Below are 12,309 nucleotides of genomic sequence, written 5' to 3'. Positions count from 1 at the left end.
TTCATTATTATTATCTCCAATAAGCTTCGAAGACCGCGCTGCGGCGGTTGCGTCGATTATTGGAAAGCCATGTAAGTTCGCGTTGACCGTAAAGATCGAAGTTGTACAAAGTCGTAACAAACTTGTACGTCAGCTTTGCAACAGGCCTTTCAGGGTGGTCAGTGCCTGCTGCATTTGTTCATCCAGCGCGGGGTTCATGTGGCGGATCGCCGATTCATCGTTGCCCAAGGCCAACGTCTCCAGCGCCCTGAGCATCGTGGCCAGTGAGCGAAACCCCAGCGAATCACAACTGCCGGCCAGACGGTGCGCCAGTTGCGCGACCTCGGTGCAGTCGTCGGCGGCAATGGCTTCATGCAGCGCATCGCGGTGCTGAAGAATCGAGTCGCGCAGCACCGCCAGCAAACTCTGGACTTTTTGCTCGCCGAGCAAGTTGCGATGGGTCTGCAACAGCGGCCAGTCCATTGCCTCATCGCTCGGCAGCGACTCGGCCATAGGCGCCTGCCCTTCCAGCACCTGGCGCAGGTTTTCCAGCTTCAAGGGTTTGGCCAGGACACCGTCCATACCGGCCTCCAGATAACCGCGCACCAGTGCCGGTTGCACGCTGGCGGTCAAGGCGAAAATGCGCGTATGGCGGTTCGGTCCGTCACCGTTGCGGATCTGCCGGCATAACTCGACACCGCTGATGCCCGGCAGATGCACGTCCAGCAGCATCAGATCGAACACCCGCGCCGCGCAGTGTTCCAGTGCCTGATCCGCTTCTTCGGCGAGCCACACCCGGTGGCCGTCCCGTTGCAGCAAGCCCTTGACCACTTCGCGATTGAGCGCCACGTCTTCGACCACCAGGATGTTCAGTGCCGGCCCCGCCGCCCGCACCGGCGGGGCCTCAGCCACGCCGCTTGCCGGCGGCAAGGACAGTTCGAACCAGAAGCAACTGCCGCGCCCCTCTTCACTGTCCACGCCGATGCAGCCGCCCATCTGCTCCACCAGATGTTTGCAGATCGCCAACCCCAGCCCGGTGCCACCAAAACGTTGCGCGACTTCTTCGCTGGCCTGGGTGAAGCGCTCGAAAATCTTCGCCTGCGTCAAAGGGGCAATGCCGATGCCGTCGTCCGTGACACTGACCCTCAGCCGCTGCCCCGCCTGTTCACCGGTTTCGCTGAGCAGCGCTACCTCGACGCTGACTTCGCCGCCTTCGGTGAACTTGATCGCGTTGGCCAGCAGGTTGCTCAGCACTTGACGCAGGAACTGCTCGGCACCGTGGTGATACTCGGCAATCCGTTGATCGATGCGGCAACTGAGGATCGTGTCGTTGTTCAGCGCTCTCGGTTCCAACAGCGTGAGTACCTCGTCGAGCAACTGGCGCAGCGAGAAATCCACCGGTTCGGGATGGCTGACGCCCTCCTCCAGCTTGGCGAAATACAGCACCTCATTGAGTATCGTCAGCAAGCCTTCGCCGGCCTTGTGCAAGGCATCCAGGCGTTTGCCGTCCTGGGCGTCCAGACGCGCGCCGCGCAGCAGCTCGGCCATGCCGAGAATGCCATTGAGTGGCGTGCGCAGTTCGTGGCTCATGGTCGCCAGGAACCGCGACTTGGCAAGGTTGGCCGCTTCCGCCTCGTCTTTGGCGCGCATCAGGCTGGCGGTGCGGCGCTCGACCATTTTCAGCAGCTCGTCACGATTGTCCTGCAAGGCCAGGCGATCGGTTTCCCGGCGCTCGATGTCCCGCAGGATCGCCCGGCGCATATCGTCCAGCGCATGGGCCACGGTGTCGATTTCATCGCTGCCGCGACGCTTGTCCAGGTGCAGGGGTTCATGCCATTCACCGGCGGCGATGCGCCGGGCAAACTCGGCCATGACTTTCAGGTGCCGGGTCACCAGTCGATAAAACAACCCCGACAACGCCACGGCCAGACCGCAGAGGAACACCGCCATCCACAACAGACTGGTCAAACCGGTGGCGTAGAGACGCTGGTACACCGCCCCCAGATCCGTACTGACCTCCAGCTCGCCAAGGTTGCGCAAAGGGCCGGACGGCGGCTGATAGTCCAGGACAAAACGCTCGATACGCAGCGGTCCCGTGGGGTCCGGGTTGCCCTGAACCAGGTCGAAATCGGCGCTGGTCAAGTGCACCCGGGCGACGTCGGAGAAGTCCACCAGCCCGCGCAACTGCACGTTCAACTGCTCCTGGTTCAAGTCCCAGAGGCTGCGTTCCAGGCTGGCCAGGTAGCCGGCGCGGATCAGCTCCATGCGCGAATCGATGTCGCGCATTTCCCGTCGATACTCGATGTACAGCTGCACGCTGCTGGCCAGCACGGTGAAGCACAGGCTGAACAACAGAATGAACAGCAACAGGCGCCGCAACAGTCCACCGGGACGGGCGCGAATCATTGCGCATCCGCCGGCAGGTTGATCATGTCGCGGTAGGTCACTTCGCTCTCGTTGAGCCAGCGCTCGATGTCACCGGCATCGACCATGCGTTGCAACTGCGCATTGATCTCGGGCATGCGAGCGGCCAAGGGCGAGCGCCGCGACACGGCAACCCGCAGATAGTCCACGTTCAATGCCTTGGGCAAGGCAATGATGTCCTGGCCACCGGGCAGGTTTTCCACGTACAGCTGGCCGGTGCGTCGCTCCTGGGTGATGAAATCGATGCGCCCGCGAATCAGCTTGCCGAAGTTCTGGTGGCTGTCGGAAACCCATTCGATATTGTTGTTGCGCGCGACCATGCGATCGAACTCCACACCGTAGCTCTCGCCAAACAACAGGCCACCACGGTAATGGGCCAGGTCGTCCAGTTGTTCGAATTTCACCGGGTGCTGGCGGTTGATGAACAACGCCACTTCTTCACGCAATACCGGCACTGTCGAGAACAGCATGCTTTGCTCCCGTTGCGCGGTGCTGTAGGCCAGCACCACATCGACCCGGCCTTCGGCGGCGTCCAGCAGGCAGCGTTTCCAGTTGCCCAGCACCACGATCTCGACCTCGTAACCCAACTGGCCGAACAGGTTTTTCACCACGTTCGGTGCCAGGCCGCGCACCTGCTTGCCATCACTCCAGGAGATCGGCGGGTACACCGGGTAATCGCAATAGCGAACCTTGTCCGCCGCGACGGCATGGCCGGCCACCAGCAGCGCCAGCAAGCAAAACCATCGCGCCATCAGCTTCAGGCCGCCACGCTGGCGGTGAACAGGTAACCGGCGCCGTGAATGGTGATGATCAACTGGGGTTCGGCCGGATCGTCGTGCAACTTGCGGCGCAGGCGCCCGACCAGCACGTCGATGGAGCGGTCGTTGGGCACCCATTCGCGGTTGCGGATCTGGTCCATCAACTGGTCGCGGCTGAGGGTGTGGCCGCTGTTGCGCAGGAACACGCTGAGCAACTGGTATTCGCCGTGGGTCAGCAGGGTTTCGCTGCCGGACGGGTCGATCAGGCGACGGCGGTCGGTGTCCAACGCCCAGTCGGCGAACTGCTTGACCGGCTTGGCCGCCACGACGGCCGGCGCTGGGGTTTGCGCATGACGGACCCGGCGAATCAGGTTTTTCGCCCGGGACACCAGTTCCCTTGGATTGAGGGGTTTGATCACGTAGTCATCGGCGCCGCATTCAAGGCCGACGATGCGGTCGATTTCATCGTTGCGCCCGGTGATCAGGATGATCCCGACCTCCGACCGCACCCGCAGCTCGCGGGTCAGGGTCAGGCCGTCCTTGCCCGGCAGGCGGATGTCGAGCATCACCAGGTCGACGGTCTGGCTGGCGAGGAAGGTTTCCGCCAATTCCGCCGTGGCGGCGCAATGGACTTCGTAACCTTCCTGGGACAGGTAGGCGTGCAGCAGATCACGAATCAGCGGATCGTCATCGACGATCAATACCCGAGGAGTCATCGCTTGGTGTCCGGCTCAGGCCCGAAGGCCAGTTTCTTATTAGAGTGTTTTCCTGCATCGGCGCCAGAGAGTATCCAGTACTGAACGACTGATCAACAGTCGCTCGTCTGCACGCAAAAACGCTGGCGTCCGCCGGCCTGTAAACCATCGACCCAGGCCTCGCAAATCTGGATGCCTTGCTCCGGGGTGAAGGTACCGGGGTTCAGCCCGGACTCCAGCCACAAGCCGTCGAGCAACGCGCTGAGACTGATAGCGGCAAGGTCGGCGTCGAAATTTTCCCAGCCTTCCTCCCGGGCCAGTTCCGCCAGAACCTTGCGCAGGATGCCGCGATACTCGCCATAGGAATGATCGTGGGCCTGGTTGATGGCCTCGGCGGTTTTCACCGCGCCCCAGAACGCCAGCCACGCATCGATCAGTTGCGGATCGAGCAGCTCGGCGGAAAACGATCCACGGAAAAACGCCGACAAGCGCTCCCGGGCATTCGGCGCGGCTTGCTCCATGGCATCGCGCAGCAAGGTCATGACCCGCCCGGTGATCGCCATGTAGGCCTCGGCCACCAGTTCATCCTTGCCGGAATAGTGATGGCTGATCAGCCCCACCGAGACCCCGGCCTCGGCGGATATCTTGCGGATCGACGCGCCCTGGAAGCCGTGACGCTTGAGGCACACCAGCGTCGCCTCGATCAGGTTGGCTTTGCGCAACTCCGGTTCCATGCGGGAAAAACGGGCTTCCTGATTCATCGGCGACACGCTCCTTGGTTCAATCGTTTAGGCCTGTGCGGGTAAGCGGCGGGCTGAACGACTGTACAGCAAGAGCGGGCCATTGCTCCAGTCAGTTGCCAGTCTGGTAGACCGTGGTGCCTGCTTCGCGAGCAAGCCCGCTCCCACATTTGATCCGGGTTGCCACATATTCCGTGTACTACGCAAACCCCCTGTGGGAGCGAGCCTGCTCGCGATGAGGCCAGACTGAACAACCGAGAGCCGAGGTCAGTCCCGATACCCCGGCGCCACCCGATCCAGCATCCGCAACAACGCCGCCCAGGCCAGTTGCATGGCATCGGGATCACTCAGTTCCCCGTCCTCCAACGGTCGCCCCGGATCATTGAACTGCCGCTCGGTATGCGCGCAAACCTCCGCCGGCGGCAGCACCAACTCACCGGCAGCCATGGCCGCCAACTGAATCTCACAGGCCTTTTCCAGGTAGTACATGCGCAGGAACGCTTGGCTCACCGTCTCGCCCACCGTCAGCAAACCATGGTTGCGCAGCATCAGTACCGACTTGTCGCCCAAGTCCGCCACCAGCCGTTGCTGCTCGCTCAGGTCCAGCGCCACGCCTTCATAGTCGTGGTAGGCAACGCGGCCATAGAACTCCATGGAAATCTGGTTCACCGGCAACAACCCGCACCTCAACGCCGCCACCGCACACCCGGATTTGGTATGGGTATGCAGCACGCATTGCGCATCTTCACGGGCACCATGGATCGCGCTGTGAATCACAAAACCGGCCGGGTTGACCGGATACGGCGACGGCTCCACGGCGTGACCATCGAGGTCGATCTTCACCAGATTCGACGCGGTGATTTCATCGAACATCAGCCCGTAAGGGTTGATCAGAAAGTGATGCTCCGGCCCCGGAATGCGCACCGAGATGTGGGTGAAGATCAGATCGGTCATGCGAAAGTGCGTAATCAAGCGGTAACAGGCCGCCAGCTCCTCACGCAGGCGCTGCTCGGTGGCGCTGCGTTCAGGGGCCAGGTGGGTAGCGATGTTGTTCATTCTTGTGGTTCTCCAGGCTGATCGGCTGGGGCAGACAGTATGGTTGGACGCTTGGACACGTCCAGCCATCCGTGATTATTTGCTGGCCCAGGCGTTGAAGCGCTCTTCGAGCTCTTCGCCATGATCGACCCAGAAACCGACGTTCATCGACAGTGCGCCCTTGAGGTTCTGCGGCGCGGTGGGCACCCATTGCGCCAGTTTGTCGTCCAGCCGTGCGGCGGCCTGGGTGTTGGTCGGGCCGTAGGGGATCTGCTGCACGTAGTTGACCTGGGCGTCCGGCTGATTGGCGAAGGCGATAAAACGCTTGGCCTGATCCACATGCCGGGAGCCTTTGATGATCGCCCAGTAGTCCATGCCGTACAGGCTGCCGGGCCAGACCAGAGCGAGGTGGCTGCCTTTCTGCGCGGCGTCGGCGATGCGTCCGCTGTAGGTCGAGGTCATCACCACATCGCCGGCGGTCAGCCATTGCGGCGGTTGTGCGCCCGCCTCCCACCACTGGATGTAAGGCTTGAGCTCAGTGAGTTTGGCGAATGCCCGGTCCACACCCTGCGGGGTGCCGAGCACCTTGTAGACGTCTTCGGTCTTGACCCCGTCGGCCAGCAAGGCGAACTCCAGGTTGTACACCGCGCGTTTGCGCAGCCCACGCTTGCCGGGGGTTTTCTTTACGTCCCAAAAGTCTGCCCACGAGGTCGGGGCCTGGGACAGTTTGTCGGTGTCGTAGGCAATCGCCACGCTCCACACCAGCGCCGCAGACCCGCATTCCTGCGCCGCCTCGGGGATCAACTGGTCGGCGTGGCCCAGACGTGTCCAGTCCAGACGCTCGTACATGCCTTCCTCGCAGCCGCGCATCAGGTCCGGGCCTTCGATCTGCACCACGTCCCAGTCGACGTTGCCGGTGTCGACCATCACTTTGATTTTCGCCATCTCGCCGTTGTATTCGCTCTGGATCACCTTGCTTTGATCCTCGGCGGCGAAGGGTTGAAAGAACGCCATGTCCTGGGCTTTTTGTCCGGCTCCGCCGTATCCGACCACCACCATGTCCGATGCTGCCTGAGCGCTGCCCAGGCCCATGGCCACGGACAACACCAAGGGATAAAAACCGTGCTTGAGCGTGTGCGATTTCATCAGTGGTTCCTCTTGCAGGTGCCACGGGACCCAAGGCCCGCGCAGCCCTTTTTTATTGTTGTGAGGTTCGGCCCGGGAGCGGGCTCGAGACGAAACTACTCCACGCCACAGTAAAAAAACAAGTTGATTTTTTACTGAAGGTAAATTTCTATAGCGCAATAATTACAACGAAACCTGATGCCTCTGTAGGAGCGAGCCTGCTCGCGATGGACCTGAGAACGCCGCGGGGTGTCAGATACCCAGCGTTATCGTTGACGACCATCGCGAGCATGCTCGCTCCTACACAGGTCAGCCAGCCTGGAGTACCCGCACCATGCCGACCTCGACACCCGCCTTCGCGCACCTGTTCGAACCCCTGGAGATCCGTGGCAAGCGCCTGAAGAACCGCATCATGTCCAGCGGACACGACACCTCGATGCCCACCGACAACCTGGTCAATGAACAATTGATCGCCTATCACCGGGCGCGTGCCGAAGGCGGTGCCGGGTTGATCGTGCTGCAAGTGGCCGGCGTGCATGACAGTGCGCGCTACACCTCCCACGTGCTGATGGCCACCGACGACGCGTGCATCGAGGGCTACCGCAAACTGGCGCAAACCTGCCACGCCCACGGCACCGTGGTGTTGTCCCAGGTGTTCCATCCGGGGCGGGAGATCATGGAGTCCAGCGATGGCCTGCTGGCGGTGGCCTACTCCGCCTCGTCGGTGCCCAACGAACGCTTCCGGGTGATGCCCCGCGCGCTGGACCAGGCCATGATCGACGAGATCGTCGCCGGTTATGCCGCTGCCGCCCGCCGCCTGCACCAGGCAGGCATCGACGGCGTCGAGGTCGTGGCCAGCCACGGTTACCTGCCGGCGCAATTCATCAATCCGCGGGTCAACCGGCGTACCGATGGCTACAACGGCGGGTTGGAACAGCGTTTGCGTTTTCTGCGCGAGGTCATAGCCGCTGTGCGCGAGGCGACCGACGAGCAGTTCATCGTCGGCCTGCGCATCTCCGCCGACGAGCGCGACCCGGAAGGCCTGACCGAAGACGAATCCCTGGCCGCCGTGCAGTTACTGCAAGCGCAGCTCGATTACGTGCATATCGTCGCCGGCACTTCGGCATCCCTTGGCGGCGCGGTGCACATCGTGCCGCCGATGGCGATCGAAGCGGCGTACCTGGCTAAAGAAGCCGGGACGTTCAAGGCCGGTTTGAACATTCCGCTGTTCGTCACCGGGCGCATCAACCAGCCCCAGGAAGCCGAGCTGATTCTGGCTCGCGGCCAGGCCGATGTGTGCGGCATGACCCGGGCGCTGATCTGCGATCCGCAAATGCCCAACAAGACCGACACCGGCCGCGTCGAAGACGTGCGGGCGTGCATTGCCTGCAATCAGGCGTGCATCGGCCACTTCCACAAGGGCTTGCCGATTTCCTGCATTCAGCACCCGGAAACCGGGCGCGAACTGATCTTCGGCGAACGCCGACAAGCGCCACGGCGCAAACGCATCATGATTGCCGGCGGTGGTCCGGCCGGGATGAAAGCCGCCACCGTCGCGGCCCAGCGCGGCCATGAGGTGACGCTGTACGAAGCCAGTTCGCAACTGGGTGGTCAGGTGTTGCTCGCGCAACTGCTGCCACGGCGCAGCGAATTCGGCGGTGCCAGCACCAACCTGCAACGGGAAATGCAACTGGCCGGCGTGCGCGTGGTGCGCAATACCCGGGTCGACCGGGCACTGGTGGAGCAGGAAAAACCGCACGTGGTGATCGTCGCTACCGGAGCCGAGCCCTACTGGCCGCCCTTCGAGCGCGGCGGTGAATTGCAGGTGGTGGATGCCTGGCAAGTGCTGCGCGATGAAGTACGGATCGGCCGTTCGGTGGTGGTGGTCGACTGGCGTTGCGACTGGATCGGCCCAGGCATCGCCGAACGCCTGGTCCGCGCCGGGCACCAGGTGCAACTGGCGGTCAACGGCACCCATTGCGGGGAAAACCTGCCGCTGTACGTACGCGATCAACTGGCCGGCGAGCTGCATAAGCTGGGCGTGCCGATCACGCCCTACGCGCGGCTGTATGGCTGCGATGACAACACGGTGTACCTGCAACACACCGCCAGTGGCGAACCGATGCTGATGGAGAACATCGATACGCTGGTGCTGTGCCAGGGCCATCAACCGGTGGATACCCTGGGCGCTGAGTTGCAAGGGCTGGTGGAGTTTCGCCGCATCGGCGACTGCCTGGCGCCGCGTACCGCCGAAGAAGCGATTTATGAAGGACTGAAAGTCGCGTGGGAGCTTTAAGGCTGTTTATACTCCGGGGCTTTAACGGCTAACACCGCCCCTGTAGGAGCGAGCCTGCTCGCGATGAACCCGAGAACACCGCTGGGTGTCAGGCTTCCAGCGTTATCGTTAACGACCATCGCGAGCAGGCTCGCTCCTACAGGGGGATGTGGCCCCTTCCCGGTTCGGAATTTTCCATGAGCAACAATAGCAAGTCCCAGCCCGCCGCCGAACCGCATTTTCTCGGCACGCGCATTCGCGGCCTGCGCAAGCGCCGGGGCATGACCCTGGCGGAACTGGCGCAACAGAGCGAACTCACCGCCGGCTACATCAGCCAGCTGGAACGCAACCTCGCCTACCCGTCGATTCCGGCGCTGTTCAACATTGCCCGCAGCCTTGGCGTCACCATCCAATGGTTCTTCGCCAGTGAAGCGGTCACCGCGCCCGAAGACGATGGCGTCGTGGTGCGCAAGAACAGCCGCCTGAACGTGCATTACGAAGACGGCATCGTCGACCAGTTGCTGACCCCGCAAGCCAACCGCCAACTGGAAATGCTCCACTCGCGTTTCCCGCCCGGCACCTACAGCCAGCAAAGCTACAGCCACGACGGTGAAGAGGCCGGCTACTTGCTCTCGGGGAGTTTCGAGTTGTGGGTCGGCGAGCGCCATTTCCAGCTCAATGAAGGCGATAGCTTCAGCTTTTCCAGCCAGGAACCGCACCGCTATGGCAACCCCGGCGATGTCGATGCAGTGGTGATCTGGGTAATTACGCCACCGACGTTCTAACGTCGGCTGCGACCGCTTGCCTGAGTGGTACTCGCACGCTTGAGGGTGTCGCTCGGCAGCTCGTTGAACAACGCGCGGTAGCTGCTGGAAAACCGCCCCAGATGCCAGAACGACCAATGCATCGCCACTTCGGCCACGGTGGTTTGCGTGGGCGTGCGGCTGAGCAGTTCGCGGCGGGCGCTGTTGAGTCGGCGCAGGCGCAGCCATTGGGTCGGCGCCATGCCGGTGTAGGTCTTGAACGCATGCTGCAACTGGCGCAATGAAACCCCCGCGACCTGGGACAACTCCAGCAGGTTGAGGTGTTCTTCCGGGGTGTCCGCGGCCCATTCCCCTACCCGCTTCATGATCGCCCGCTCCCCGGCCCGACGCTGCAAGGCCCCTTGGTCGAGGCCGACACAGGCGTTGTCGAGGATGAACAGGCAGTCCTCCAGCAGTTGCTGGGTCAGCGCTTCGCGGCTCGGTGGATCGAAAGTCTGCGACAGCCGCGTCAAGGTCCCGCTGAGCCAACGGCAGAACAGCGCGTTCTGCTGGGAGTTGAGCGGTGCCATGAACAGCCCTTCAAGCCTGGCGATGTCGAGACTGTGGCGCTTTACAAACTCCGGCCCGAACACCACGGCGATTTCCTGATAGTTCTCCGGGGTGATCCAGATGTTGCGGCTCTCGCCATTCAACAGGTACAGCGCGTTGTCGCCGCGATCGAAACAGAACGACAACGAGCCCTGGGGCGCGCTGAAATTCTGCTCGACCCGGGTGTTCATCGACTCTTCGTAAATTTCCACGCCCTGCAGATCCAGATAACGCACCAGGCCTGCGAAGTGCCCCGGCGACATCTGCTGGTATTGCTGCACCCAGCCCGGCGTGGCACGGATTTGCTCGGCGACATCGGCGGTGTTGAACGCTTGGACCTGAAGGGAAGTGGAACCTGTCATGGGGCGACCTTACGCACTCTTTTGGTGCGCTTTGTGCTGCTTAAAGTGGATAGATGGAACCGCAAGGCTCGCACAAGATAGTCGTCAACGCGCTACAGGGGAAGTGTCCGGCGGATGAAACCGGTCTCTCCTGGCGTTAATAAAACCAATAACGAGGTCTTTATGAATGTCCCTTTCGATCAGCTGTTCACTTGGCTGAAAGATCACAAGATTACCGAAGTCGAGTGCGTCGTCAGCGATCTGACCGGCATTGCACGCGGCAAAATCGCACCCACCAACAAGTTCCTGCATGAGCGAGGCATGCGCCTGCCGGAAAGTGTGTTGTTGCAAACGGTAACCGGGGACTTTGTCGACGACGACATCTACTACGACCTGCTCGACCCGGCCGATATCGACATGGTCTGCAAGCCGGACGCCGACGCCGTCTACGTGGTGCCATGGGCCATCGAGCCGACCGCCATCGTGATCCACGACACCTTCGACAAGTTCGGCAACCCGATCGAACTGTCGCCGCGCAACGTGCTGAAGAAAGTCCTGCAGTTGTACACCGACAAAGGCTGGCGGCCGATCGTCGCGCCGGAAATGGAGTTCTACCTGACCCAGCGCTGCGAAGACCCGGACCTGCCGCTCAAGGCGCCGATGGGCCGTTCGGGCCGTGCCGAAAGCGGTCGTCAATCGTTCTCCATCGACGCGGCCAACGAATTCGACCCGCTGTTCGAAGACGTCTACGACTGGTGCGAACTGCAAGGTCTGGACCTCGACACGCTGATCCACGAAGACGGCCCGGCGCAGATGGAAATCAACTTCCGTCATGGCAACGCCCTGGACCTGGCGGACCAGATCACAGTGTTCAAGCGCACCATGCGTGAAGCGGCGCTCAAGCACAACGTGGCCGCCACCTTCATGGCCAAGCCGGTCGGCGACGAGCCGGGCAGCGCCATGCACCTTCACCAGAGCGTGGTGGACATTGCCACCGGCCAACCGATCTTCGCCGATGCCGATGGCAACATGAGCGAGCTGTTCCTGCACCACATTGGCGGCCTGCAGAAGTACATCCCGAAAGTGCTGCCGATGTTCGCGCCGAACGTCAACTCGTTCCGCCGCTTCCTGCCGGACACCTCGGCACCGGTGAACGTCGAATGGGGCGAAGAAAACCGCACCGTCGGCCTGCGCGTACCGACTTCCAGCCCGGACGCCATGCGCGTGGAAAACCGCTTGCCGGGTGCCGATGCCAACCCGTACCTGGCCATCGCCGCCAGCCTGCTGTGCGGTTACCTGGGCATGGTCGAGCGCATCGAGCCGAGCGCAGCGGTACAGGGCCGCGCCTATGAGCGTCGCAACCTGCGCCTGCCGATCACCATCGAGGACGCCCTGACCCAGATGGAGGAATGCGACACCATCAGCCGCTACCTGGGCAGCAAGTTCGTGCGGGGCTATGTCGCGGTCAAACGCGCCGAGCACGAGAACTTCAAGCGGGTGATCAGTTCGTGGGAACGTGAGTTCCTGATGCTCAGCGTCTGAAAAACCTGGCTCCCGCATGTGATCACACATCCCCTGTGGGAGC

The 12,309-nt window shown here is 62.2% G+C and carries 10 protein-coding genes; 3 read left to right on the top strand and 7 right to left on the bottom strand.

Features of this window, described 5'->3' with window-relative positions; all coding sequences use genetic code 11:
* Nucleotides 1-129 precede the first annotated feature (129 nt).
* From WHX55_RS14120 to WHX55_RS14095, 6 genes are all read right to left on the bottom strand, one after another.
* Nucleotides 130-2,385, bottom strand: coding sequence for an ATP-binding protein (locus WHX55_RS14120; protein ID WP_353742929.1), 2,256 nt, complete (start codon nt 2,383-2,385; stop codon nt 130-132).
* On the bottom strand, nt 2,382-3,155 hold the full coding sequence (locus WHX55_RS14115; RefSeq protein ID WP_150723972.1) for a transporter substrate-binding domain-containing protein: 774 nt from the start codon (nt 3,153-3,155) through the stop codon (nt 2,382-2,384). The genes WHX55_RS14120 and WHX55_RS14115 overlap by 4 nt, the downstream gene beginning before the upstream one ends.
* Before the next feature lie 5 nt (nt 3,156-3,160).
* Entirely contained in the window at nt 3,161-3,877 is a 717-nt protein-coding gene (locus WHX55_RS14110) for a response regulator (RefSeq protein WP_353742928.1), read from the bottom strand.
* A gap of 92 nt (nt 3,878-3,969) precedes the next feature.
* Nucleotides 3,970-4,617, bottom strand: a complete 648-nt coding sequence (locus tag WHX55_RS14105; RefSeq protein ID WP_110659255.1) for a TetR family transcriptional regulator C-terminal domain-containing protein — start codon at nt 4,615-4,617, stop codon at nt 3,970-3,972.
* 246 nt (nt 4,618-4,863) lie between these two features.
* Nucleotides 4,864-5,652, bottom strand: a complete 789-nt coding sequence (locus tag WHX55_RS14100; protein WP_353742927.1) for a class II aldolase/adducin family protein — start codon at nt 5,650-5,652, stop codon at nt 4,864-4,866.
* A 75-nt stretch (nt 5,653-5,727) separates the two neighbouring features.
* Nucleotides 5,728-6,777, bottom strand: a complete 1,050-nt coding sequence (locus tag WHX55_RS14095; protein WP_353742926.1) for an ABC transporter substrate-binding protein — start codon at nt 6,775-6,777, stop codon at nt 5,728-5,730.
* Between the two features lie 313 nt (nt 6,778-7,090).
* Here WHX55_RS14095 and WHX55_RS14090 point away from each other — a divergent pair, with 313 nt between their 5' ends.
* Together WHX55_RS14090 and WHX55_RS14085 are read left to right on the top strand one after the other, a co-directional pair.
* A complete protein-coding gene (locus tag WHX55_RS14090) occupies nt 7,091-9,052 on the top strand; it encodes an FAD-dependent oxidoreductase (protein ID WP_353742925.1) in 1,962 nt (653 codons plus the stop codon).
* Nucleotides 9,053-9,228: 176 nt separating this feature from the next.
* Nucleotides 9,229-9,816, top strand: a complete 588-nt coding sequence (locus WHX55_RS14085) for a cupin domain-containing protein (protein WP_353742924.1) — start codon at nt 9,229-9,231, stop codon at nt 9,814-9,816.
* Here the strand turns inward: WHX55_RS14085 and WHX55_RS14080 are convergent.
* Nucleotides 9,813-10,745: a helix-turn-helix domain-containing protein gene (locus tag WHX55_RS14080; RefSeq protein ID WP_150723979.1), complete on the bottom strand. Its 933-nt coding sequence runs from the start codon at nt 10,743-10,745 to the stop codon at nt 9,813-9,815. The genes WHX55_RS14085 and WHX55_RS14080 overlap by 4 nt on opposite strands.
* Before the next feature lie 162 nt (nt 10,746-10,907).
* On the opposite strand from WHX55_RS14080, the gene WHX55_RS14075 reads away from it, so the two are divergent.
* Entirely contained in the window at nt 10,908-12,266 is a 1,359-nt protein-coding gene (locus WHX55_RS14075; RefSeq protein ID WP_090455086.1) for a glutamine synthetase family protein, read from the top strand.
* The last annotated feature ends 43 nt before the right edge of the window (nt 12,267-12,309 follow it).

This window comes from Pseudomonas fluorescens (assembly GCF_040448305.1).
Lineage (GTDB): Bacteria > Pseudomonadota > Gammaproteobacteria > Pseudomonadales > Pseudomonadaceae > Aquipseudomonas > Aquipseudomonas fluorescens_BH.
The sequence above is the reverse complement of the archived record's forward strand: the minus strand, read 5'-3'. Positions and strand labels throughout refer to the sequence as shown.

Bases quoted from the DNA above. Each gene is read 5' to 3' on its own strand.
- WHX55_RS14080 (WP_150723979.1), bottom strand. From the start codon at position 10,745: ATGACAGGTTCCACTTCCCTTCAGGTCCAAGCGTTCAACACCGCCGAT.
- WHX55_RS14085 (WP_353742924.1), top strand. From the start codon at position 9,229: ATGAGCAACAATAGCAAGTCCCAGCCCGCCGCCGAACCGCATTTTCTC.
- WHX55_RS14115 (WP_150723972.1), bottom strand. From the start codon at position 3,155: ATGGCGCGATGGTTTTGCTTGCTGGCGCTGCTGGTGGCCGGCCATGCC.
- WHX55_RS14100 (WP_353742927.1), bottom strand. From the start codon at position 5,652: ATGAACAACATCGCTACCCACCTGGCCCCTGAACGCAGCGCCACCGAG.
- WHX55_RS14105 (WP_110659255.1), bottom strand. From the start codon at position 4,617: ATGAATCAGGAAGCCCGTTTTTCCCGCATGGAACCGGAGTTGCGCAAA.
- WHX55_RS14110 (WP_353742928.1), bottom strand. From the start codon at position 3,877: ATGACTCCTCGGGTATTGATCGTCGATGACGATCCGCTGATTCGTGAT.
- WHX55_RS14090 (WP_353742925.1), top strand. From the start codon at position 7,091: ATGCCGACCTCGACACCCGCCTTCGCGCACCTGTTCGAACCCCTGGAG.
- WHX55_RS14120 (WP_353742929.1), bottom strand. From the start codon at position 2,385: ATGATTCGCGCCCGTCCCGGTGGACTGTTGCGGCGCCTGTTGCTGTTC.
- WHX55_RS14075 (WP_090455086.1), top strand. From the start codon at position 10,908: ATGAATGTCCCTTTCGATCAGCTGTTCACTTGGCTGAAAGATCACAAG.
- WHX55_RS14095 (WP_353742926.1), bottom strand. From the start codon at position 6,777: ATGAAATCGCACACGCTCAAGCACGGTTTTTATCCCTTGGTGTTGTCC.